Source organism: Candidatus Pantoea symbiotica (assembly GCF_056491525.1).
In genome coordinates, this window is sequence record NZ_JBSZHR010000002.1 from 3,095,465 (window position 1) to 3,119,552 (window position 24,088).

General features: G+C 57.5%; 20 protein-coding genes. 4 read left to right on the forward strand and 16 right to left on the reverse strand.

Annotation, left to right across the window (positions count from 1 at the left end; genetic code table 11):
* From ACXIZX_RS14955 to ACXIZX_RS14970, 4 genes are all read right to left on the reverse strand, one after another.
* Entirely contained in the window at positions 1-1,137 is a 1,137-nt protein-coding gene (locus tag ACXIZX_RS14955; protein ID WP_061719885.1) for an efflux RND transporter periplasmic adaptor subunit, read from the reverse strand.
* A 292-nt stretch (positions 1,138-1,429) separates the two neighbouring features.
* On the reverse strand, positions 1,430-1,618 hold the full coding sequence (locus ACXIZX_RS14960; protein ID WP_008109078.1) for a hypothetical protein: 189 nt from the start codon (positions 1,616-1,618) through the stop codon (positions 1,430-1,432).
* Between the two features lie 404 nt (positions 1,619-2,022).
* Positions 2,023-3,753 (reverse strand): penicillin-binding transpeptidase domain-containing protein, encoded by a 1,731-nt coding sequence (locus tag ACXIZX_RS14965; RefSeq protein WP_265299315.1) that lies wholly within the window; start codon positions 3,751-3,753, stop codon positions 2,023-2,025.
* Positions 3,754-4,022: 269 nt separating this feature from the next.
* A complete protein-coding gene (locus tag ACXIZX_RS14970) occupies positions 4,023-6,284 on the reverse strand; it encodes a molybdopterin-dependent oxidoreductase (RefSeq protein ID WP_479404449.1) in 2,262 nt (753 codons plus the stop codon).
* 197 nt (positions 6,285-6,481) lie between these two features.
* Between ACXIZX_RS14970 and galR the strand changes: the two genes are divergently transcribed.
* A complete protein-coding gene (gene galR / locus ACXIZX_RS14975) occupies positions 6,482-7,483 on the forward strand; it encodes an HTH-type transcriptional regulator GalR (RefSeq protein ID WP_479404450.1) in 1,002 nt (333 codons plus the stop codon).
* 43 nt (positions 7,484-7,526) lie between these two features.
* On the opposite strand, the gene ACXIZX_RS14980 is transcribed toward galR, so the two are convergent.
* The gene (locus ACXIZX_RS14980) at positions 7,527-7,976 is read right to left on the reverse strand and encodes a GNAT family N-acetyltransferase (protein WP_179452230.1); all 450 of its coding nucleotides are present in this window, start codon (positions 7,974-7,976) and stop codon (positions 7,527-7,529) included.
* Positions 7,976-9,229, reverse strand: a complete 1,254-nt coding sequence (gene lysA / locus ACXIZX_RS14985) for a diaminopimelate decarboxylase (RefSeq protein ID WP_179452229.1) — start codon at positions 9,227-9,229, stop codon at positions 7,976-7,978. The genes ACXIZX_RS14980 and lysA overlap by 1 nt, the downstream gene beginning before the upstream one ends.
* A gap of 110 nt (positions 9,230-9,339) precedes the next feature.
* Between lysA and ACXIZX_RS14990 the strand changes: the two genes are divergently transcribed.
* Complete coding sequence (locus tag ACXIZX_RS14990; protein ID WP_179452228.1) at positions 9,340-10,260, forward strand: LysR family transcriptional regulator; 921 nt, start codon at positions 9,340-9,342, stop codon at positions 10,258-10,260.
* Here ACXIZX_RS14990 and ACXIZX_RS14995 read toward each other — a convergent pair.
* Entirely contained in the window at positions 10,257-11,420 is a 1,164-nt protein-coding gene (locus ACXIZX_RS14995) for an MFS transporter (protein ID WP_061719877.1), read from the reverse strand. The two genes, ACXIZX_RS14990 and ACXIZX_RS14995, sit on opposite strands and share 4 nt — an antisense overlap.
* Before the next feature lie 362 nt (positions 11,421-11,782).
* Between ACXIZX_RS14995 and ACXIZX_RS15000 the strand changes: the two genes are divergently transcribed.
* A complete protein-coding gene (locus tag ACXIZX_RS15000) occupies positions 11,783-12,409 on the forward strand; it encodes a hypothetical protein (protein WP_008108213.1) in 627 nt (208 codons plus the stop codon).
* A gap of 48 nt (positions 12,410-12,457) precedes the next feature.
* Here the strand turns inward: ACXIZX_RS15000 and ACXIZX_RS15005 are convergent, their stop codons facing one another.
* The 9 genes from ACXIZX_RS15005 to prfB form a co-directional block, all read right to left on the reverse strand.
* Positions 12,458-13,129, reverse strand: coding sequence for a DUF1989 domain-containing protein (locus ACXIZX_RS15005; RefSeq protein WP_061719875.1), 672 nt, complete (start codon positions 13,127-13,129; stop codon positions 12,458-12,460).
* Between the two features lie 13 nt (positions 13,130-13,142).
* Positions 13,143-13,808, reverse strand: coding sequence for an amino acid ABC transporter permease (locus ACXIZX_RS15010; protein WP_479404451.1), 666 nt, complete (start codon positions 13,806-13,808; stop codon positions 13,143-13,145).
* Positions 13,808-14,458, reverse strand: coding sequence for an amino acid ABC transporter permease (locus ACXIZX_RS15015; RefSeq protein WP_008108217.1), 651 nt, complete (start codon positions 14,456-14,458; stop codon positions 13,808-13,810). Before ACXIZX_RS15015 ends, ACXIZX_RS15010 begins: the two co-directional genes overlap by 1 nt.
* A gap of 3 nt (positions 14,459-14,461) precedes the next feature.
* A complete protein-coding gene (locus tag ACXIZX_RS15020) occupies positions 14,462-15,109 on the reverse strand; it encodes an urea carboxylase-associated family protein (protein ID WP_479404452.1) in 648 nt (215 codons plus the stop codon).
* A complete protein-coding gene (locus ACXIZX_RS15025) occupies positions 15,093-15,725 on the reverse strand; it encodes a DUF1989 domain-containing protein (RefSeq protein ID WP_179452225.1) in 633 nt (210 codons plus the stop codon). Before ACXIZX_RS15025 ends, ACXIZX_RS15020 begins: the two co-directional genes overlap by 17 nt.
* 2 nt (positions 15,726-15,727) lie before the next feature.
* Positions 15,728-16,564: a transporter substrate-binding domain-containing protein gene (locus ACXIZX_RS15030; RefSeq protein ID WP_179452224.1), complete on the reverse strand. Its 837-nt coding sequence runs from the start codon at positions 16,562-16,564 to the stop codon at positions 15,728-15,730.
* Positions 16,565-16,826: 262 nt separating this feature from the next.
* The gene (locus ACXIZX_RS15035; protein ID WP_179452223.1) at positions 16,827-17,678 is read right to left on the reverse strand and encodes a MurR/RpiR family transcriptional regulator; all 852 of its coding nucleotides are present in this window, start codon (positions 17,676-17,678) and stop codon (positions 16,827-16,829) included.
* A gap of 131 nt (positions 17,679-17,809) precedes the next feature.
* Complete coding sequence (gene lysS / locus ACXIZX_RS15040; protein WP_154181838.1) at positions 17,810-19,330, reverse strand: lysine--tRNA ligase; 1,521 nt, start codon at positions 19,328-19,330, stop codon at positions 17,810-17,812.
* A 9-nt stretch (positions 19,331-19,339) separates the two neighbouring features.
* Positions 19,340-20,438 (reverse strand): peptide chain release factor 2 gene (gene prfB, locus ACXIZX_RS15045; RefSeq protein ID WP_139221409.1). Its coding sequence is split into 2 segments (ribosomal slippage): positions 19,340-20,362 and positions 20,364-20,438, totalling 1,098 coding nucleotides; the frame shifts between segments, so codons are not numbered across the junction.
* A 554-nt stretch (positions 20,439-20,992) separates the two neighbouring features.
* Between prfB and ACXIZX_RS15050 the strand changes: the two genes are divergently transcribed.
* Complete coding sequence (locus tag ACXIZX_RS15050) at positions 20,993-23,752, forward strand: autotransporter domain-containing protein (RefSeq protein WP_479404453.1); 2,760 nt, start codon at positions 20,993-20,995, stop codon at positions 23,750-23,752.
* Positions 23,753-24,088 lie beyond the last annotated feature (336 nt).

Sequence of the window (24,088 nt, forward strand, 5' to 3'; positions counted from 1 at the left end):
TTATTGCGCTGCTGCGTCAGTCATCGAAAGACTCACCGCATTGGCGGATGGCGTGTCGTTGGTGTTGGCGGCGCTGGTGGTCACTTTCACCCCGCTGCGCACGCTTTGCAGGTTGTTCACCACCACGTTTTCCCCTTGCTGCAAGCCCGATGTCACCAGCCATTCTCCTTTGATCATCTCGCCGGTATGGATGCTGCGCTGCTCAATGGTGTTGTCGCTTTTCACCACAAAGACATACGGCTGACCTTTGGTGTCATGCATGATCGACTCTTGCGGCAGCAGAATGCCTTGCTGCTGAATGCCCTGCGGGAAGCTGGCGTGCACGTACATTCCGGGAAGTAATTCGTTATTAGGGTTCGGGAACACCGCGCGCAGCACCACGGTGCCGGTGGCGGTATCGACGTTGACTTCCGAGAACGCCAGCTTGCCCTGCTCGGCGTACTGGCTGTTATCTTCCAGCGACAAGCCCACTGCGGCGGTGTTATCAGCCACTTTGGCGATTTTGCCGTCGGCCAGCGCACGGCGCAGGCGCAGCAGATCGGTGGAGGATTCACTGACATCGACATAGATCGGATCAAGCTGAGTGATGGTGGCGAGATAATCGGTTTGCCCGTTGGTGACCAGCGCACCGGCGGTATACAGCGAGCGGCTGATGTGGCCGGAAATCGGCGCTTTCACCAGCGTGTAATCGAGATTCACTTTGGCGGTTTCCACATCGGCCTGCGCTTCACGCGCGGCGGCGACCGCATCGTCGTAGGTTTGCTGGCTGATGGCGTGCGCGCTGGCCAGCGGCTGATAGCGTTTCACCACCATCGCATCGTTCTGCCAGGTCGCCATCGCTTTGTCGTAGGCCGCTTTATAGGTGGCCGGATCGATTTGATACAGCGGCTGGCCGGCTTTCACTTCACCGCCCTCAGTGAACAGGATTTTTTCAATCACGCCGCTCACCTGCGGACGCACCTGCGCGGTTCTCACCGCCGTGGTTCGGCCTGGCAATTGGCTAACGAGCGTAACGGGTTGCGCTTTCAGGTTGACCACGCCCACTTGCGGGGTGGCGGATGCGGCGGGCTTTGCTCCGCCCTGGTCACAGGCTGCCAGTAAAAACACCACGCTGGCAGAAAGAAGTTTCAGGCGCATAGTTGTTCTCTAAAAGATAGGAAGGGAATAGTCACGAAGGTAATGACTCAAAAAGCCATTGTAGGGAGGCGGGTTAAGCGGGGTTGTTAAGGTTGCGTAAAATATATTTTCCAAAGGAAAATGGTAAACCTTTCGTGCCATAAATCGTTGGGAATTTTAGCTTTTCGCGGGTTTTTGATGCCGATTCCGTCCGTGCATATCGCATCCGTAGGGTCGCCATTCATGGTGACCGTTCCGAAGGTCGCACGGTGCGGTCATTGGCAAGGTCGTCATGAATGACGACCCTACGGGGTTAACCTTTGGGTTCGATGCCGCGGCGGCGCAGTTCGCGGCGCGCCAGCTCTTTTAACCAGCACGACAGCGTGACGTTGTCGTCGTCGGTCACACTGCGCAGCTGTTCGTGCAGATCCGGATGAATACGTAACTGAAACGCCGAGGATCGGCCCTCGCCTTTTGGCGTGCGGTCTTTGGTTTTTGGCATTGCGGGTGGCCTCAACGAATCGCAATAAAAAATCGCCCCCTAAAGCGCTACCAACACTGTAAGGGGCTAGCGAACCGCCATGGAATGCGACATCGCGGTGCGTTACATACAGGTTACACAACCAGATATTTTTATGTTGCCGGGGAAGTGTTAAGACTCAGACAAGAGGTGTGAGCGAGTTCGCGCGGCAGTAAATAACAGGCAAAAAAAACCCACGCATCTGCGTGGGTCGGTGTAATAACAGGGTACTGCCAAAGCAGCTTGTTTCACACCCATCAATACCTCTGGGATGTCCATACTCGCACCGTTGAGCCGGTGAAAGACAGGTGCAAAAAGCAACGGTGTTTGGGGAAGTGAAACGAGGTGTGAATATTCTCCACACCTCACTTACACTTTTGATTTAACTAAGATTTGTCTGAAGAAGGTTTACTGTAGATCGCGTCAGGTGCCACGTTCATGTGCTTGAGTACCGGCCCCATGATGTTGCCGAAGATCGGTGCCGCCACCGAGCCACCAAAGTGATCGCCAGCGGTGGGATGGTTGATCATCACCACCAGCGCCACTTCCGGATGGCTGGCAGGCGCGATGCCTGCGGTGTAGTTGATATAACCGCCATCGTACTTGCCGCTGCTGCCCATCTTCTCTGCGGTACCGGTTTTAGTCGCCAGACGATAACCCGGCACCGCCGCTCTGACACCGGTGCCGCCCGGCAGCACGTCGCTCTCCAGCATATGCACCACAGTTTGCACCACCTGCGGATTCGCCACCTGCTTGCCTAACACTGGCGGCGTCACTTTGGTGATCGACAGCGGACGATAAACGCCGTACGAACCGAGCGTGGCGTATTCACGCGCAATCTGCAGCGGCGTGACGCGCAAGCCGTAGCCAAAGGCGAAGGTGGCGCGTTCGATATCAGCCCAGCGCTCGCGGTGCAGCGGGAAGTAACCCACGCTCTCGCCGGTCAATCCCAGCCCGGTAGGTTTACCCAGACCAAATGCCTGATAGGTGTTAACCAGCGCTTCAGCGGGCATCGCCAGCGCAATGTGCGAGACGCCGATGTCACTCGATTTCTGCAGGATGCCGGTCATGGTGAGGCGCGGCCAGTGGCCAACATCGCGGATCAGGTGGCCGTTAACGCTGTACGGCGTGGTATCGATCACCGAGTCGGCGCGCACCAGATGGCGCTCCAGCCCTTCCATCACCACCAACGGTTTCACTGTGGAGCCAGGTTCGTAGCTGTCGTTGATCGCCGAGTTACGCATCTGCGCCGGCGTGGCGTTTTCGTAGTTGTTCGGGTTGAACGACGGATAAGAAGCCATCGCCAGAATTTCGCCGGTATCGATTTTCACCAATACCGCAGCGCCCGAATCCGCTTTGTTGAGCAGCACGCCGTCGCGCAGTTTGCTGTAGAGCGTGAATTGGTCGAACTTGTCGATGCTGAGCTGCACGGTTGGCGGCTGCTGTGGCGGCTGGTAATCGATCATCGCAATGATGTTGCCTTCGCCATCCTGACGATAAACCTCTTTGCCGGGATCGCCCTGCAGCACATGGTCGAAGCCTTTTTCGATGCCGTTCAGGCCATTGCTGTCGGCCCCCACGATACCAATCAGCGGCGCGGCCGCTTCACTCATCGGATAGAAACGGCTGTCGTTATATACCGAGCTGATGCCTTTCAGTTTCAGCTCGGCGATATCTTTGGCGATGCCGAGTTCGATTTTGCGGCCCAGATAGAGGAAACGTTTTTTCGGGTTGGCGGTGATCGCCGCACGCAGATCTTCCGGACGCTGATTGAGCGCCGCCGCCAGATACGCCCATTTGGCGCTGGTGAAATCGGGATTTGCCTCCAGCACGCGCATTGGATCGGCGATGATGTCACGCGCCGGAACGCTCAACGCTAACGCCTGGCCGTCGCGATCCAGCAAGGTGCCACGGTTGGTCGGCAGCGTCACGGTTCGCAGCGAGCGCTGATCGGCTTCGTGCTCCAGCATCGGATGCTTGATCAGCTGCAGGTCACCAACGCAGATCAGCAACAGCACCAGACAGCAGAAAACGCCGAGGCAAATCAGGCGAAAACGAAACGGGTTAAATGGCGCTTTTATCTGGTCTTTTCCCAGAAATTTTTTAATAGGAGGCATAACGTCCACTGCGATAAAAAATCAGGCTTAATGCCAGCAGTTATAAAGAAACGTAAACCGAGTTGACAGGAAAACTGTGTTTCGATTCGTTAAGCAAAAAAAAACCTGCGCATCTGCGCAGGTCGGTGTAATCAAGAAAACTTTTTGATGTTCACCCATCAATACCTCTGGGACCCTGACTGTAGCAAGGCGGCACGCTGGGAAACCATCTCCTAAACGCAACAGTTACCGGCAAAATGTAACCAGCGATGAGATTATTCGTTGCCCATTCACATCAGATGTTTTTTGATTTCCACCAGGCAACTCATGGCGTTAGGGCCCTGGGTTAACGACGAAGTACCGATGTCTAATGTCAGTACATTCGGGTTGCCGGCGCGATCCCACGGCTGCCAGGCGCGGCCAAATCCGGGATCAAACCAGGCGCCAGTGGCGATGATCACTACGCCTGGCGTTAAACCGTCGGTCAGGCGCACACCGGCCAGCATGCGACCACGCGCGTTGCTCACCTCAATCTCATCGCCATCCTGAATATCACGCGTTGCCGCATCCTGCGGATGCATATACAGCGTCTCATGTCCGGCGGTTTTGTTGCCTTGCACCGTGGCGGTGGCATCCATCTGGCTGTGCAGACGATCTGACGGCTGAATCGAGATCATATGCAGCGGGAACTCGGCGCTGAGCGGCGCACCCAGCCACTCCTGCGGCTCGCGCCACTCCGGATGTCCGGCGAAATCGTCCAGCTGATAATCGGCGATGGTTTGGCAGAACAGCTCAATTTTGCCGCTGGCGGTTTGAATCGGATGGCTGATCGGATCGGCGCGGAAATCATCCATAAACACGAACGGCTTGCCGCCTTCCGGGATCTCGACAAAACCGCGCTCCCAGAACTCACCGAACTCCGGGAAAGGAATATCACGACGTGCATGCGCTACTGCGCACTGCTGATACAGATGCTCAATCCACTGCATCTCATTGCGCCCTTCGGTGAACACATCACGGTAGCCCAGACGATCGGCGATATCGGCGAAGATATCGAAATCGTTACGCGCCTGATGCTGCGGCTTAATCGCCTGATGCATCGCCAGCACAAAGCGATCGCGCGACGATCCGCCGATGTCGTTGCGCTCCAGCGTGGTGGTGGCGGGCAGCACGATATCCGCCATCTGCGCCGCTGGCGTCCAGACGATATCCTGCACAATCACGGTATCCGGACGCTGCCAGCCTTCCACCAGGCGATTGAGCTGCTGATGATGATGGAACGGATTGCCGCCCGCCCAATGCACTAAGTGGATATCCGGATAGTGTTGGGTTTCGCCCTGGAATGCGTACGGCTGGCCGGGATTGAGCAGCATGTCGCTGATGCGCGCCACCGGAATCGACAAATTGCCTGGATTCGGGCCGGTGCTCATCATCGGTGCCGGACCGTCCTGACGCGGATTGCCGACGCTGTTCATCGAGCCGTGACCAAAGGAGAACCCGCCGCCCGGCAAGCCTGGCTGACCGAGCATCGACGACAGCGCAATCATCATCCAGTACGGCTGCTCACCGCGATGGGCGCGCTGAACCGAATAGGAGCAGGTAATAAAGCTGCGTTTGCCCATCAACTGCTGCGCCAGCAAAGCAATGCGCGCCGCCGGAATGCCGGTAATGTTGCTGGCCCACTCCGGCGTTTTAGCAATGTCATCGCTTTCACCGAGCAAATAGCTGCGCAACTGCGGCCAACCGGTGCAGTGGCTGGCGAGGAAGCTTTCATCCAGCGCGTTACGGCGGGTAATTTCAAAACCCAGCGCCAGTATCAGCGCCACGTCGGTGTTCGGGCGAATTGGAATCCACTCGGCATTGACGAACGCCGGACAGTCATCGCGCATCGGGCTGATGTTGATGATTGGCGTGCCTTTAGCGCTAAGCTGCTCCAGCGCCGGTTTCAGGCTGTGCTGCCCCGCACCGCCGGAAGCCACCTGGCCGTTTTTCAGCGCCAGGCCGCCGAAGGCGATAAAGATATCGGCGTGCTGCACCACTTCCGGCCAATCGGTCACGCGGCCGGTCAGCGGCATATAGGTGCCAATCACGTACGGCAGGAAGAACTGCGCCGCGCCCCAGCTGTAATTACCTTGCTGATCAACACCGCCTCCGCCCTGAAAATAGAAGCGGCGAATCAGCGTGCGCGCGTGGTTGACGCGCCCGGCGGATGACCAGCCGTATGAGCCGTTGAAAATGCCGGATGCGCCGTAGCGATCGCGCACGCGGCGATTCTCTTCCGCCACCAAATCCAGTGCGGTATCCCAGTCCACCGCCACGAAATCTTCCCGCCCGCGTAAGGTGCGATCGCTGTTCTCGCGCGACTTCAGCCATGAACGGCGCACCATCGGCTGGCGAATACGTTTATCCGAATAGACCAGTTCAGGAATGGTGTTGAGCATCGGCGACGGATCGGCATCGGCGAAGAACGGTTCACAGCCAATCAGGCGATCGTTTTCAGTGACGGCAGTGAATGCGCCCCAGTGCGCCAGGTGTGGCACGCGAGTTTTCATGGTTTTTGGGTCCGGCAGGCAGGTGTCATTATGTCTGGCAGCATAACATGAGGCTGTAATTGAGCTAAAGCACGGCTGTGAGCGCCTGATTTTCCGTGCTTTTGCGACAGCGCTGGCATTCTGCCGGGTTGCTACAGGGTGGGTTTTCCGTAACACTGGTGGCATGTGTAAACGTTTTCCCGGATGTCGATAATCGCATGGCTACCATTAAGGATGTTGCCCGTATGGCTGGGGTGTCGGTTGCGACCGTCTCCCGCGTCATCAATAATTCGCCCAAAGCCAGCGAGAGTTCTCGCCTCGCCGTCACGGCGGCAATGGAGCAGTTGCAGTATCACCCGAACGCCAATGCACGCGCCCTGGCGCAGCAATCCACCGAAACCCTGGGTTTAGTGGTGGGCGATGTTTCCGATCCGTTTTTTGGCGCGATGGTCAAAGCGGTGGATGAAGTTGCGGGCCAGACCGGCAACTTTTTGCTGATTGGTAACGGTTACCACAATGAGCAAAAAGAGCGTCAGGCGATTGAGCAACTGATGCGTCATCGCTGCGCCGCATTAGTGGTGCACGCCAAGAAAATCCCCGACGACGATTTAGAGATGCTGATGAAGCAGGTGCCGGGCATGGTGCTGCTGAATCGCCTGCTGAAAGGCTTTGAAAATCGCTGCATCGCGCTGGATGACCGCTACGGCGCGTGGCTGGCAACGCGTCATCTGATTCAGCAAGGCCATACGCAAATCGCCTTTATCTGTTCCACTCACACCATTTCTGATGCTGAAGATCGTCTGCAAGGCTATTACGACGCGCTGAAAGAGCACGGTTTACCGTGTAACGACCGTTTGGTGGCGTGGGGCGAACCGGACGAAGTGGGCGGCGAGCAGGCGATGACTGAGCTAATGGGGCGCGGCAAGCAGTTCACGGCGGTGGCCTGCTACAACGATTCGATGGCCGCCGGAGCGCTGGCGGTGCTGAGTGATAACGGCATTCGCGTGCCGGAAGAGATGTCGCTGATTGGCTTCGATGATGTGCTGGTGTCGCGCTATGTGCGCCCGCGTTTAACCACGGTGCGCTACCCGATTGTCACCATGGCGCAACAGGCGGCGCAACTGGCGCTGGCGTTAGCTAATGGCAGCGAGATGCCGGAAGTGACCAATATGTTTAGCCCGACGCTGGTAAGACGGCATTCGGTGAGTGGACCGGGTTAAGTCCTAACCGTCTTTCGTAGGGTCGGCATTCATGCCGACCTGGTTACAAACTTCGCGAATACACCTTCACCCGCACATCCGGGAACTCAAGCGCGTCACACTGATACTGCCAGCCAAAACGTTCGTAATAACCGCCAAACGTTGACCATAACCACAGCTTGTCATGACCGCGCTGCTGCGCGAAATCGATCACATGCTGCTGCAGTGCTTCGCTCAACCCTTTGCCGCGCGCGGACTCCTCGACAAACAGCGCCGCCACCCAAGGCGTGAGATCCTGACGGCTGATCAAATCGCAGCGCCAGAATCCCACAGTGCCGAGCGGTATATCGCCATCAAGCGCCACAAAGGTCACCGGGAAATCGGCACCGTTGAGGCTACTGCGCACAATGCTGTGGTAAAACTCACGCGACGTACCGTCGCCAAACGCCTGCCACAACCAGTCGGTGATCTGCGAGGCATGATGCGGCACTTCGCTGAGCGCGACAATCTTCATCAGATCAGCTCCAGCGCCAGCAGCTCCTGAATGGTCTGCGCGCGACGAATTTCACGCGGCGCGCCATTCTCGAACAGCACTTCCGGAATCAGCGGGCGGCTGTTGTAGTTCGAGGACATCGATGCGCCGTACGCGCCGGTATCGTGGAACACCAGATAATCGCCGACCTGCGCCGCAGGCAGCGCGCGGGTTTCCACTTTGCCGCCTTCCAGCTGCGTGAACACGTCACCCGATTCACACAGCGGACCGGCCACCACGCTCTCGACAGTGGCGTCGCCCAGCGCGCGGCCATCGGCCGGCAGCAGAGAAATGTGGTGATAGCTGCCGTACATCGACGGACGCATCAAATCGCTGAAACCGGCATCGACCAGCACAAAGTGACGGCTGCCCATATCTTTCACTGCACGCACCTGCGACACCAGCACGCCCGATTCGGCAACCAGGAAACGGCCTGGCTCGATCTCCAGTTTCACCGCATGACCGAGGTGCGCGGCGATACGCTCACGCGCACCGTTCCACAAGCCGTAATAGTGCTGGGTATCAATGGCTTCTTCGCCAAAGCGATAAGGAATCGACAAACCGCCACCGGCAGAAATCGCTTCCAAATCCTGACCAAACGCCACCACCTGATCGACCATCGCGTCACACACCTGCTGCAGATGGCCGTAATCCACACCGGAACCGATGTGCATATGCAGGCCGACCAGACGCAGGCCGTGCTGCTGAATCGCCGCCAGCGCCAGCGGCAGATCGCTGTGCCAGATGCCGTGCTTGCTGTTCTCACCGCCGGTGTTGGTTTTCTGGCTGTGACCGTGACCAAAACCAGGATTGATGCGCAGCCACACCGCGTGACCCGGCGACAGTTCGCCCAGCTGATGCAGCATATCCACCGAACCGGCATTGACCGGTACTTTCAGCTCGGCGATGCGCGTCAGCGTTGGCTGATCGAACACATCGGCGGTGAAGACGATATCTTCGCCGCCCGGCTGATAACCGGCGGCAATGGCACGCTCGATTTCACCCAGCGACACCGAATCGACTTTGACGCCCGCCGCGCGCATCAGACGCAGAATGTGAATATTGGAGCAGGCTTTCTGCGCAAAACGCACCACGTCGAAGGCGCCGAGTTGCGCAATGCGCTGCTGAATTATCGCCGCATCGTACGCCCAGAACGGGCCAGAATAACGCTGCGCCAGCGGCAGTAAGTTGGCGGCAGTTAACGCGGTTTCGCTGTTGTTGAGTGGGCGTGGCATATCAATTCTCCTGTGTCATTGAGGCTATTTAGCCACAGTGCATCAATTCAGAAAAATATCTGTTTTAGCGACATCTATACAAATATGATATGGGTTGAGCGGAGGAGACGATGGCAAAAATTAACTGGCGACATATCGAAATTTTTCACGCGGTGATGACCAGCGGCAACCTGACGCAGGCGGCCACGCTGCTGCACACTTCGCAGCCGACGGTAAGCCGCGAACTGGCGCGCCTTGAGCAGCAACTTGGCCTGCAACTGTTCGAACGGGTGCGTGGCCGCTTGCAACCAACGGTGCAAGGCTTGCGGCTGTACGAAGAGGTGCAGCGCTCGTGGTACGGGCTGGATCGCATCATGGATGCCGCCGAAGGATTGCGTCAGTTTCGTCAGGGTGAATTGTCGATCGCCTGCCTACCAGTATTTTCGCAGTCGCTGCTGCCGCCGCTGCTGCAACCGTTTTTGCAGCGCTATCCACAGGTCAGCCTGAATATTATTCCGCAGGAATCGCCGCTGCTGGAAGAGTGGCTGTCGGCACAGCGTTACGATCTCGGCCTGACCGAAACCCAACACCCGCCAGCGGGCACTGAACGCGTGCCGCTGCTGACCTGTGATGAAGTGTGCGTGCTGCCGCCACAGCATCCGCTGTGTCAGCGCGAGGTGTTGACGCCACAGGATTTCCACGGTGAAAACTACGTCAGCCTGTCGCGCAGCGATAGCTATCGTCAGCTGCTGGATTCGCTGTTTCATGATCAGGATGTGGAGCGTCGTTTGGTGCTGGAGACGCATAGCGCGGCGTCGGTGTGCGCGATGGTGCGTGCAGGCGTGGGGATTTCGATTGTGAATCCGCTGACGGCGCTGGATTACGCCGACAGCGGTGTGGTGATGCGTCGTTTCAGTATTGCCGTGCCCTTCACCGTCAGTCTGGTGCGGCCGCAGCATCGACCGGCTTCGGCGCTGGTCGATCACTTCTGCGACCACCTGCAACACCAAGTGGCCGCGTTTCCACAACGTATTGCCGAGCGGCTGGCTTAAGCGTTGACTGCTTCGCCCTGCCCGCCCGATTTGCGGAAAGTGATCAAGCAGATCACCAGGCCAACTGCCGCGAGTGCAGCAGCGGCAACCGGCACCGACGTCAGGCCATAACCTTTCTCGATCACCGCGCCACCGACCCACGCGCCGAGCGCATTGCCGACGTTGAAGGCGGAGATATTCAGCGTCGAAACCAGATTTGGCGCATCTTTGCCGTGGCGCACCACGTTAATCTGCAAGCCCGGCACGGTGGCGAAGGTCGCCATCGCCCACAGGAACAGCGTGATTTCCGCCAGCCACAGCGCATGGCTGGTCCAGCTGAATAGCAGCGAGAACAGCGCAATCAGCACAAAGCTGAGGATCAGGCTAAACGACACTTTCCAGTCGGCCAGCTTGCCGCCGAGGATGTTACCGACGGTCAGACCCGCACCAATCAGGAACAGTGTCCAACTGACACCGCGATCTGAGATGCCGGTCACCTGCAGCAGCAGCGGCGCAATGTAGCTGAACAGCGCAAACATCGCCGCCGCAAAGAACACCGTCATCAGCAGCGAAAGCCACAGTTTACCGTTGGCCAGCGCGCTGATTTCACTCGCCAGATGTACCGGCTTCTCTTCTTTGTTGGTTGGCAGGCTCACAATCAGCGCGATAAAGGCAAAGATGCCGATGATCGCCACGCCCCAGAAGGTGGCGCGCCAGCCAAACATCTGACCAAACCAGGTGCCGAGCGGCACGCCGAGCACGTTGGCCAGCGTCAGGCCGGTGAACATCAGCGCCACAGCAGAAGCTTGTTTACCCGGTGCCACCAGACTCGCCGCTACCACCGCGCCGATGCCGAAGAACGCACCGTGACACAGCGCCGTCACCACACGCGCCAGCATCAGCAGGTTGTAGGTGTAGGCCAATGCACAGAGTACGTTACCGATGATGAAGATAATCATCAGCAGAATCAGAGTACGTTTACGCGGCAGTTTGGCGGTCAGCAACGCCATGATCGGCGCGCCGATGGCGACGCCCAGCGCGTAACCGCTGATCAGCCATCCCGCAGAAGGAATCGTCACTTGCAGATCGCCCGCCACCTCGGGCAGCAATCCCATAATGACGAATTCCGTGGTGCCGATGGCGAACGCACTCAGCGCCAGCGCCAGTAATGCAACAGGCATAACACACTCTCCCAATAATTTTTTGCAGGCGGGCCGCACTGCGAGCGCAGTACGGTTACAACTGACGCTTATTAAAATTTGAACTGCGTCACACTGTTATTAAAGCATAGCCCTCTCATACCAACCACCCCGCGCGCCGCAAGGCTTATTTGCGCCCGCAGCAATAATCCCTGCGCGGGAAAATGTCACTGACTAACCATTGAGACAGATTGAAGTTTCCGCGCTACGCTTGAAAAGGATGTGATCCTTATCACAGCGAGTCAGCTTTTGACGCAAAATCAAACAGTAAAGGATGGACGTGCACTGCCGATACCTCAATGGATTGCCCGGTTATGTGGTGTCAAAAATCGAGGGGAAAGCGTATGCGATGGCTCATCGCGCTAACGGTTGGCTGCCTGAGTGGCTGCTCTGTTGGGCATTACGAATACAGCAAAGAAGCAGCAAAACGCGTAGATATGACCGTCACCGGCATTCCAACGGTGCTGGGCATTGGTGCGCTTGGCACCACCATTCCTCTCACGCCCGAATACAGCCTGACGGCGGCCCACGTGGCCAAGTATTCGCTCTATCGGGTGAAAGCCTGGCATCCTGAATGCGATATCGCCGTGGTGTACCACAAAAACAGCGAAGCCAATCTGCCACCGCCGTTCCGCAATAGCCATATTGGCGATGAAGTGAATCTGTATGGCTACAGCTTTATTTCCGCGATGCCGGTGGCGTCGAGCGGCAAGAATCTGATCAACACCACGCTGGCGAATGACTGGAACAAGGCCAGTTGTGTGGTGGTGGCGGCCAATGCCGGCGTGGTGAAAGGCATGTCCGGCGGCGCGGTGTATAACGCCAGCGATGATACGCTGGCGGGCGTGATTGTTGGTTACAGCAGCCAGATTGATGACAATAAAAGCGGCAAGACGCTGTTTAAGAATGTGGCGCTGTATGTGCCGTATGCGCGCTTTCAGGCGTGGCTGGATGGGGTGGTGAAGTCGTAGGATTGTGCGATGTTTAGCAAGGTCGCCATGAATGGCGACCCTACGGAATCACGCGGGAACCCACGCGCCCTTCAACTGTACCTGCGGAAAACCGCTGGTCAAAATACGCAGCTCGGCATCGCGCGGGGTGTTGTCGCCCTGCCCCTGAATGCTGACGATATCCTGCGGACAGGCGGAAAACGCCACAAAACAATCCATCTCGGCACGCAGCACAATATAGTCGCCCGGCTTCGTCACCACCGGCAGCGTCTTCAGCGTGATGCCATCCGGCTGCACCTGAATATTCATAAAGATATTAAACGAGGCCAGATTGCCGTGCGGCAGCGTCACGCCTAACTCGCTCATGCCTTCAAACAGATTGTCATGGCAGTTGCGATGCGGTTCGGTGCAGCCGAGCAGCTCATAACGACGCGCGTCGCAGGCCGCCATAAAAGTGTCGTGCACGCCTGGCGAGGTATCCGCCACCAGCGTCAAAATCGGGTGGCGCTGGCTGGTGATAAAGCTGTCGCCCACTTTGGGATTGAGACGCTGATTCCACACGCGCGTCGCCTCCATACACATATATTCACTCACGTCTTCGGCGTTGTACGCCCAGCAATCCACCACCTGCGTGCCGTGCAGGTTAATCACCTGCACCGCTTCACCTTTCTGCAGACGCACCGCTTTGCCATAGCGCGCCGGGATGGTCATCGCTTCACGATGCTGAAATTCAGCCGACATGTTGTTCTCCTGATTAATGCTGCATGGCACGACGATAGCGCGTCATGCGAGATTCAAGGCCGCGCGCCAGCCAGTCGATGACGCTGTTGAGCAGCCAGTAACAGAGCGCCACCGTGAGATAGATCTCCAGCGGCGCGTAGGTATCCGAAATCGCCTGTTTGGCGGCGTACATAAACTCCTGCACCGAGACAATCGACAGCAGCGCAGAGTCTTTAATCAAACCGATCATCAATCCGACCAGCGGCGACAGCATCTGCGGCAGCGTTTGCGGCAGCACCACATCGCGCAGTTGTTCACTGCGGCTCAGGCCCAGCACGCGGCACGCTTCCCACTGCCCTTTTGGCAGCGCATCAATCGCCGAGCGGATCACCTGCGCAATGTAAGGCGCGTAGTAGAGCGTTAACGCCAGCACGCCCACCACCGGCGACGACAGCGTGATGTCATATTCCGGCAGCACAAAGTAGAGCAGATAGATCACCACCAGCAGCGGCAGCGCGAGGGTTAACCCGCTGTAAAGATTGAGTAAACGCAGCCAGAATGGCGAAGAACGCATCAGCAGTACGGCCAACAGCGCGCCCCACAGCAGCGAGCAGAGCGCCGCCACCAGGCAGAGCTGCAAGGTGGCGAGCAAGCCGTCACCCAGCGACGGCAAAGAGGTGATAATTGCCTGCCAATCCATTACGCCAACCTCCGTTTCGCTTCCAGACGACGCGCCGCCGCAATTAACGGCATGGCGATCAGCAGATATCCGGCTGCCACCAGCAGCAACACCTGCGTGGCTTCGTAGGTGCGGGCGATGACGATCTGTCCGGCGTAGGTCAGTTCGGTGAGCGCCACCACCGACGCCAGCGGCGTGGTTTTCAGCAGAATGGTGAACTCATTCACCAGCATTGGCAGACTGGCGCGCATCACTTGTGGGTTGATAACGTACCACCACGTCAGCAAGCGGCTCAGGCCCAAGGTGCGCGACGCTTCAAGCTGTCCGCGCGTTACCAGGCTGCGATTGACGCGCAGGATTTCCGCCACGTAAGCGCCGCTGTTAAGACCAATGGCAATCACCGCCGCCAGCATTGGCTGACCGCCCAATCCCAGCCGTGGCAAGGTGAAAAACACCACAAACAGCTGCACAATCGCCGGCGTTCCGCGCATCACGCTGACATAGAAACGTCCGATGGCGCGCCAGATCCAGGCACGACGCAGCTGCAGGAAGCAGCCGAGCTGCCCCATCACTACGCTGACCAACGACGCCAGCACGGTGAGCACCAGCGTCATCAGCAGGCCGTGTCCGAGTTCCGGCAGCGCGGCCACTACCTGTTGATCCAGCCCCATGCGTTACTCCGCGTTAAAGTCGTGCAGGTTTTCCGCCACCGACAGCAGCAGCGGCGCGGGACGATCGTTGCCCTCAATGCCAGTGTTGCAGGCGGAGACGATGAACTGCATGTCCATCACCACGCGACAGGTAATGCTGTCGCCGGCTTTGGTCAGGTTGGTTTCCGGCAGAATATCGCCTTCCCGCGTCAGCTTGACGTGCATAAACAGGTTGATGGGATCCGGCAGCTTCGGCACCACCATGCCCAGACGCGCCAGCTCGCCGCGCAGCGCATCGAGGCAACCTTCTCCCTGATAGCCGCGCTCAGTGAGAAACGCCGTGGTGGAGGCCGGCAACAGCAGGTCGTGACGTTTCACGCTGTCTTTGCCCAGCACCATCATCGGACGGCGACGGTTATTCACCAGGCGCATGCCGGAACCGAGCAGGTAGCTGTTGCTGAACACCCGCGTGTGATGCACCGACAGCCACACCGCGGGATCGGCCAGGCTGAAGCCAAACAGCGAAGCCACCGCGCCGTCGTCCTTTGCGGCGATGCGCAGTAACTGGCCGCGCAGCACGCGAATCGAACCGATGCTGCCCGGTGCAACCTGCACCGGTTCAGCCAGCGTGCGTGCGGCGGTTTCTTCATAACTTTCACGCATTAACAGCATGATTCATCTCCAGAGCGTGAAAATGGTCGCTGACCACGATGTCAATTGGCGTCACCTGCAGGCCGTTGCCAGGAATGATGTCCTGCGGGCAGGATGAGACCGAGCAGATGAGATCGCACAGCGCTTCAAAGGTGATGCTGTCGCCCGCTTTGCTGTTGGGATCGGTCACTTCCATGCGGCCATCGGCGGTGACCGGACCGTTCTGGAACAGGTTGAACGGCTCCGGCAGCGAGAAGTAGGTGACGCCAAATTCCTTCATCCCTTCCAGCAGGTTATCCACGCAGTTGCGATGCCCTTCAACACCGAAATCGATGCTGAAACGAGTGCGATCGCAGGCGGGCACGTTGGCGTCGTGGATGCCGATGCTGTCGGCAAGAATGCGCAGCATCGGACGGTTTTCACTCGACCACAGCGCGTCGCCCGGCTTGAAGAACAGCGAGCGCAGCTGCTGACGCGTATGCACCGGCGACAGCTTCTCGTTTAGGTCATCGGCATTCACCGCGACGAAATCGGCCGCCTGCTGCCCTTCACTATCAATCACGGTAATAAACTGGCCCTTGCGCACGCGGAAGGTTTTGCCAAAGCCGGCGGGCACCGTCAGGTTGGACTGGCACATAATTACTCCTGCGGAATGAAGTCGCTGGCGGGCACGGTAAAGGTGGTGCCGAGATACTGCTGCTGCAGCTTGGTCAGTTCGCCATCTTTCTGCATCGCCAGGATGTGGTCGCTAATGGCTTTGTTCAGGCTGCCATCTTCTTTACGTGTCGCCCAACCCATCCATTGCGACGGGCCGACTTCGCCGACCTGCGCCACTTTACCGGCGTATTTTTTCGCTACCGGCGCTAACACCGAGATATCGTCATAAACGAAGTCGGCGCGTTTGGTCATCAGCGTGCTGACGGTTTGATCCAGTGAATCGACGTTGATGATGGTGATCGGTGTTTTACCCTCTTTCTTCAACTGCTCGTTGAAGCCCTTCAGCAGTTGCTCTGGCACGCTGGCGGTTTTCACCGCGCCGCGCAGACCCGATAAGCTTTCCGGACTCAGAGTTTTGCCGCTGAAGGTTTTCGCCTCGGCTTCACGCACCAGCACGCCATTCACGGTTTTGCTGTACGGCACGGTGAAAAGCACTTTCTTCGCGCGTTCCGCCGTGACGTTAAGGGATGAACCTTCGGCATTGAAGGAGCCCGAAATCAGGCCCGGCAGAATGCCGCTGAAGGCGGTTTTCTGAAACTCCAGTTTCACACCGAGATCTTTGGCGAAGGATTGCATGATCGCCACGCTGTAACCGGTGATCTCACCTTTGTCATCGGTGTATTCGTATGGAGGAAAGGTTGGATCGATACCGACGGTGATTTTGCCGCTGCTTTTGATGTCGGCCAGCGTGTCGGCTTGCGCCTGCGCTAAGGTGCCTACGGAGAGAAGAGCGGCAATCAGCAGTGCTGTTTTTTTCATTATGGTGTTTCCCTGGTATTGGTGAAATGTCTTTTTCTACTGAGCATATTTTGTGCCAGCTTTTTCACCGCTACGCAGGTCAACCCGCAACAACCTAGCCTTTAGTCAATAAAATCAATTGGAAACATTTGTTTCTTGTTTATTATTTTTAATTTCTATGATTTCACATGGCGCGAAATGGGGATGGCTGATTTAGCGAGGCCTGGATAAAATTGCACCGTTTTGGTGATTTTTCTGGCGCAGGGTGCGCCAGCACGGCGCATTATTCGAGTTCGTCGAGGGTTTGGTGCAGCGCTTCGATTTGCGCGAGATGATCGTTGCTGGCTTTACCCATTTGTCGGGCCACCAGTGAACAGAGCAGATTGCACACGCCAGAGAGCGCGGCGGTGCTGTCAAAAATCAGGCTGCTATCAGTGTGACAGCGGATTACCCACTGCGCATGGCGCGCCGGTTTGCCGGAGAGCACATCGGCGATATATAGCATTGGCACGTTGCGCTCGGCCAGTGCGTTCATTGCCGCTTCCAGCGCGGGCATACGCCGACGCAAACCGACGCAGATCACCACATCTTCAGCGCTCAGAGCCGCCATATGTTCCGCCAACGAATCGCCGGGACGCGGCAGCAGACGCACGTCGGAGTGAATATGGATCAAATCGCGATAGATCAGATGCGCGATGGTTTGGCTGTGGCGCCAACCCATCACCACCACGCGTCGAGCCTGGCTGATGGCGGTGACCGCCTGCTGCAACTGTTCGCTGTCCAGCGTGCGATAGCTGTTGACCAGATTGGCGATCTCTTTTTCCAGATGCTGCTGCATGATGCTGGCCAGCGGCGACGCGCTGGGTGCTGGTTGCAGGTAGAGCGGTGATCCGCTGCTCTGCATTTCACGCGCCTGGCGGCGTGCGGCTTCATAACTTTCGTAGCCGAGATGGCGGAAAAAGCGCGTGGTGGTGGCTTTGGACACGCCCGCGCTGTGCGCCAGTTCGGTGGCGGTGTTCATGGCTAGCTGGCCCGGTGCGGCAAGTAGCACATCGGCAAGTCGCTGCTCGTGGCTGGAGAGTTGATCCCAGTGCTGACGAATCCGGCCCTCTAACGTTGCCGCTTTTGCACTCATGGTGATTCCCTGAAAATGAAAAAAACCATCCTGCACAGAGCGTGCCGGGTTGTCATCAGGAATTTTGTGTTGGAAGGCGGGAATAAAAAAAGGTCGCCATGAATGGCGACCCTACAAGATGCCGGAGAGGATTACTTACCGCTCGGGCGCAGTGCCGGGAACAGGATGACGTCGCGGATGGTGTGGCTGTTGGTGAACAGCATTACCATACGGTCGATACCAATGCCCAAACCAGCGGTTGGTGGCAGGCCATGTTCCAGCGCGGTGACATAGTCTTCGTCGTAGAACATTGCTTCGTCATCGCCAGACTCTTTCGCATTCACCTGCTGCAGGAAACGCTCAGCCTGATCTTCTGCATCGTTCAGCTCTGAGAAGCCGTTACCGATTTCACGGCCGCCGATGAAGAACTCAAAGCGGTCGGTGATTTCCGGGTTCTCGTCGTTACGACGCGCCAGCGGTGATACTTCAGCCGGGTATTCGGTGATGAAGGTTGGCTGAATCAGGTGCGCTTCAGCGGTCTCTTCAAAGATCTCGGTTACTACGCGGCCGAGGCCCCAGCTCTTCTCGACTTTGATGTGCAGCGATTTAGCAATCGCTACCGCTTTATCGAAGTCTTCCAGATCGCTCAGGTCGGTTTCCGGACGGTATTTCTTGATCGCTTCACGCATGGTGAGCTTCTCAAACGGCTTACCGAAATCGAAGCTGTGATCGCCATACGGCACTTCCGTGGTGCCCAGCACATCCTGCGCCAGGGTACGGAACAGGCTTTCAGTCAGCTCGATCAGATCTTTGTAATCCGCATACGCCATATAGAGTTCCATCATGGTGAACTCTGGATTATGGCGCGGCGAAATACCTTCGTTACGGAAGTTACGGTTGATCTCGAACACGCGATCAAAACCGCCAACTACCAGGCGCTTAAGATACAGTTCTGGCGCAATACGCAGGTACATATCGATGTCGAGCGCATTGTGATGGGTGATGAACGGACGCGCAGATGCGCCGCCAGGAATCACCTGCATCATTGGGGTTTCCACTTCCATAAACTCGCGGTTAACCATGAACTGGCGAATGCCGGCCATGATTTGTGAGCGAATTTTGAAGGTTTTGCGCGAATCGTCGTTGGAGATCAGATCGAGATAACGCTGACGATAACGAGTTTCCTGATCGGCCAGGCCGTGGAATTTATCCGGCAGCGGACGCAGCGCTTTGGTCAGCAGACGCAGCTCAGTGATGTGGATCGACAGCTCACCGGTTTTGGTTTTGAACAGCTTACCGCGCGCACCGAGGATATCGCCGAGATCCCACTTCTTGAACTGCTCGTTGTAGACGCCTTCTGGCAGATCGTCGCGTGAAACGTAGATCTGAATCTGGCCGCCGACATCCTGCAGGGTGGCAAATGACGCTTTCCCCATGATGCGGCGCGTCATCATACGACCGGCCACGCTCACTTCTACGCCTAGCGCTTCCAGCTCTTCGTTCTCTTTAGCGTCATAGCTGGCATGCAGCACATCGGACGTGGTGTCGCGCCGGAAATCGTTAGGAAACGCCACGCCTTTTTCACGCAGCGCGCTGAGTTTTTCGCGACGCGCTTTCAGTTCGTTGTTTAACTCAAGGGCGGCATCAGCGCTCTGCGGTTGTTGTTCAGACATGTCGGTTCCTTATAGCCCTGCTTTTAAACTTGCTTCAATAAAACGATCGATATCGCCATCCAGCACCGCTTGGGTGTTGCGGGTTTCTACGCTGGTACGCAGATCCTTGATGCGTGAATCGTCGAGAACATAAGAACGGATCTGGCTGCCCCAGCCGATATCAGATTTGTTATCTTCCGCTGCCTGCTTGTCCGCGTTTTTCTTCTGCATCTCATATTCGTACAGCTTGGCGCGTAACTGCTTGAAGGCCTGATCTTTGTTCTTGTGCTGTGAACGGTCGTTCTGGCACTGCACCACAATGTTGGTCGGCAAGTGGGTAATACGCACCGCAGACTCGGTTTTGTTAACGTGCTGGCCGCCCGCACCGGAAGCGCGGTAAACGTCGATACGCAGATCGGCGGGATTGATATCGATATCGATGTTGTCATCCACTTCCGGGTAGATAAACACCGAACTGAATGAGGTGTGGCGACGGCCGCCGGAATCGAACGGGCTCTTACGCACCAGGCGATGAACGCCGGTTTCAGTACGCAGCCAGCCAAACGCGTAGTCGCCGATGATTTTAATGGTGGCGGATTTGGTTCCGGCCACTTCACCGTCTGACTCTTCGATAATTTCGGTTTTATAGCCTTTGGCTTCCGCCCAGCGCAGATACATGCGCAGCAGCATGCTGGCCCAATCCTGCGCTTCGGTGCCGCCGGAACCGGCCTGAATATCCATATAGCAGTCGGCGCTGTCATATTCGCCGGAGAACATACGACGGAATTCCAGTTCGCCCAGCTTCACTTCCAGTGCATCAAGCTCGGCAACCGCTTCGTTGAAGGTCTCTTCGTCGTCGGCTTCCACCGCCAGATCCAGCAGGCCCTGCACATCTTCCAGGCCTTGTGTCATGTGATCCAGGGTTTCGACCACGGCTTCCAGTGAAGCACGTTCTTTGCCCAGCGCTTGCGCGCGCTCGGGTTCGTTCCAGACGTCTGGCTGCTCCAGCTCGGCGTTTACTTCTTCGAGGCGTTCTTTCTTAGCATCGTAGTCAAAGATACCCCCGAAGAACGTCGCTGCGCTCGGTGAGATCCTGAATACGATTTTTGACCGGATTAATTTCAAACATGGCTTTTCAGTCTTTTTTGACGATTCGGTGAAAGGAGATAAAAACTAACGCGCTAGTTTACCCGAAAGTGTGCGTACTTTGTAGCATTGCACGCAGTGTGAGTGAGTGCGCACGCGCCGCGAGAAAAAAAGTTCTCAACCTTCTGGAAAGCCGCATTCGTTATGTTTTCCAAAACTCCCCAGCAAATACCTCACCCTCAGAACCTTCTTAGGAATTTTCCTGCAAATTTTAGGCAATTAGCGCTGAAAGACGTCATTAAAGACCATGATTTATAAAGATAAATCATTAAGAATTGTCTTGTGAGAAATTTCCTGCAAGAAAGCAGACACGTCTCAAATAACGCCATTAAGCAGCTGATATTCAGCCTATCGATTTGTTAGCGCCCTTTTATCATTTTGCTCAGTGACTATCCCCCCGATGGACATCACTAACGTCCAGACCGTTTGTCACCACGACCGCCAGGAATGCGCAGCTTCGACAGGGAATGACACAGTAATCAGCGCCCGTAAACGTGAGCGGGCACAACATGTCCTGAGAGACATGAAGGAGTATCGATGTTTATTCCCGGTTTGCGCACTTCGCCGCGCCTGCTTGCCTTGTTAATGCCTTTGTTACTTGCCGCCTGCGGTGGTGGCGGCGGAGGTGGAGGCGGCGGTAGCGCAGCAACCTCGCCCACCGCCGGCACGCCTGAACAACCGCCAGCCCAACCCAGCGCTGCAGGCAATGCCAGCAAAGTCGGCATTATTGATTCGGGGTTGTCGCCCGATCGCAGTGAAATTAATTACGCTAACGTGCAGTTCACCAGCTATGTCGGCGGCGGCAGCAGTTTAAATGATAATCAGGGCATTAACGGTCACGGCACCGTGGTGGCGCTGACGTTATTGGGTTTGTCGCCGGGCAGCACGCTGTATGTGGCGCAGGCATCGCAGAACAATGTCTTTCAGTACAACGATACCGCGCGCGCGGTGAGCGGCCTGCTGAGCCAGGGCGTGCGGGTTTTCAATATGTCGTACGCCTCCAGCGAGCGCTTAACCACCGCGCAGGCGCTAACCGATGCGCAACCGCGCTATCAGGTGCTAGTGCAAAGCATGCGTGAGATTGCGGCGGCTGACGGCTTGGCGGTAGTGATCACCGGCAATGGCGGCACCGCAACCCCTTCTCCTAACGCCCAACTGCCGTTGATTTATCAGGACAGCGCGCTGCAAAAGAACATGCTGGCGGTCACCGGCGTGATGGACAGCACCTCATACGACACGGCGAACCGCGCGGCGTTAACCGGGCCGTTTGACGCCTGCGGCAACGCCGCTGCATGGTGCCTGAGCGCGCCAGGTTACAGCGATTATCGCTTTCAGAATGCCGATGGCACCTGGGTGAATGCGCGCAGTTACGGCACCTCTTTTGCCGCTCCGCGCGCCGCAGCGGCGGCTTCGCAAGTGTTGCAGCGCTTTCCGTGGATGAGCGGCTACAACCTGCAGCAGACGCTGCTGACCACCGCCACTTACCGCAGCGATGCTTATGCCGGCGCTGCGGATAGCGCCAACGGGCGGCCTTACAACGACACCTTCGGCTGGGGCGATCTCAATCAGGCGAAAGCGCTGAACGGTCCGGCGATGTTCTGGGCCGATGATTTTCACGCCAGCTTGGATGCAGGTAGCTATGTCTTCTCGAATGCCATCAGCGGCGATCGTGGTCTGATCCTTGACGGCGCGAATAATGGCGGCGTGCTGCAGTTAACCGGCAACAACAGTTACCTCGGCCAGACCAGCGTTTCGGCCAATACGTTGCTTATCGATGGCGCGATTGCCGGCAGTGCCAACGTCAGCGGCAGCGGCACCCTTGGCGGCAGCGGCGTGATTGGCGGCAGCTTACTCAATCAGGGATCGGTCAACGGCGGCTTGCAGGTGCAAGGCGATTACCAGCAACGCAGTAATGGCGTGCTGAATATCGCGCTGAACAGTCCGCTGCGCGTAACGGGCCACTCGACGCTGGACGGCACGCTGAACCTTGCGCCACCGTCATCAACCTATGTAGTGAAACAGCAGGAAACGCTGCTGACCAGCGATGCGGGCGTCAGCGGCCAGTTCAGTCAGGTCAATACCGGCGTGTTCCTTGATGGTTCGGTCAGCTACAACGCCAACAGCGTGATCGGCCAGCTGACGCGTAAAAACACTGCGGCAGCAGCGGCAGCGATGGGCATCAACGGCGCCAGCACCCAGCAAACGGCCGCGAATCTGGAGCAGGCGTTCAGCGTGGCGGATAGCTGGCAGCAACAGGGATCGCTTAGCAGTGCGCAGCAGTCGGCGCTGGGCGCGGCCGGAGCGTTCCAGACGTTGGCGGATGCCAGCAGTGCGCAGGCTGCCATCAATTCACTTTCTGGTCAGGCGCACGCCTCCAGCAATGCGGTGCTGTTTAACGCGCTGGATTATCAAAGCCGCCTGTTGAGCAATCGCATCGCCGACGCCAGCGCCGACAATCGTTACGGCTTCTGGATCGAGAGTGGTCAACTGCGCGGTTCGCTGGATCAGGCGGGCTACCTCGGCACCGACTATCGCAACACGCTTACCGCACTGGGCGTGGATAGCGATTTGGGCGTTTCCGGTCTGCGCGTGGGCGTGGCCTGGACGCAGAATCAGATCGATTCCACCTACGACCAAACCGGCGGCACCAGCCGTAATCGTCTGCAAGGCGCGATGCTGTATGGCCGTTACGATTTGACGCCGGAGTGGTATCTGCAGGGCAATCTTAGCTATCAACATGGCCGTGATGAGTTGAAGCGTTTGGTATTGCTGGATGAAGCTTCGCCGGTGTCATCGACCACCAGCAGCAACAGCTGGCAGGCGGCGCTGCAAAGCGGTTATCGCTGGACGATTGAGGATAACTATCGCCTCGAACCTTATCTCGGCTGGCGTGAAACCGGGCTGGATACCGGTGCGTTTGAGGATAAAGGCAGCGCGTTTGGTCTGAGTGGTGACGGCGACAGCTATCGACGCAGCGTCGGATATAGCGGTTTGAGTATCAGCGCGCGACAGGATTGGTCGGCTGGATTGTGGAGCATGCTGAGTCTGTATGGCGAATATCAGTACGCGTTCAACAATCCGTCGATGGATGTCAGCGCGCGCTGGGGCGGATTTGGCGATGACCAGAACCGCTTCACGATTCCTGGTATGCAGCTCGATCGCAGGTCGCAGTGGTTAGGCGTGCGGTTGGATGTGGCGCAGACATCACGTGCGCGCCTGTTCCTGCGCGCCGATCAGCACTTCGCCGATCGCGGTGACGAGAAAGTGCTGCGCGGCGGTGTGGATGTGAGTTTCTGAGTCCTGCGCATCAATGCGCATCCTACGGCGGAGGGTCACCGTTAATGGCGTAATGCTTGTCAGATAAGCAGCGCGCTGACATCGCAGGGGTTCCGCCCGCTAAGCATCTGGCAGTTTCAGAATGCCTGAAGCAGGCGGCCGGGCTAAGGTCCGAAGGCGCGGACCTTAGCAATCCGCGCCTTGCGCCGTCCTCGCTGTTCCCTCGCTTATCCCTCCGGCCTGACGGACCGCGCGGATTCGCCTTCCTGGCTCATGCCGCGCTTTCGCCGACGTCCTGTCGGCTCATCCTGGCCGTCACTCTGCGCTCGGCGCTGCGGATGGCGCCCAACACCGCCG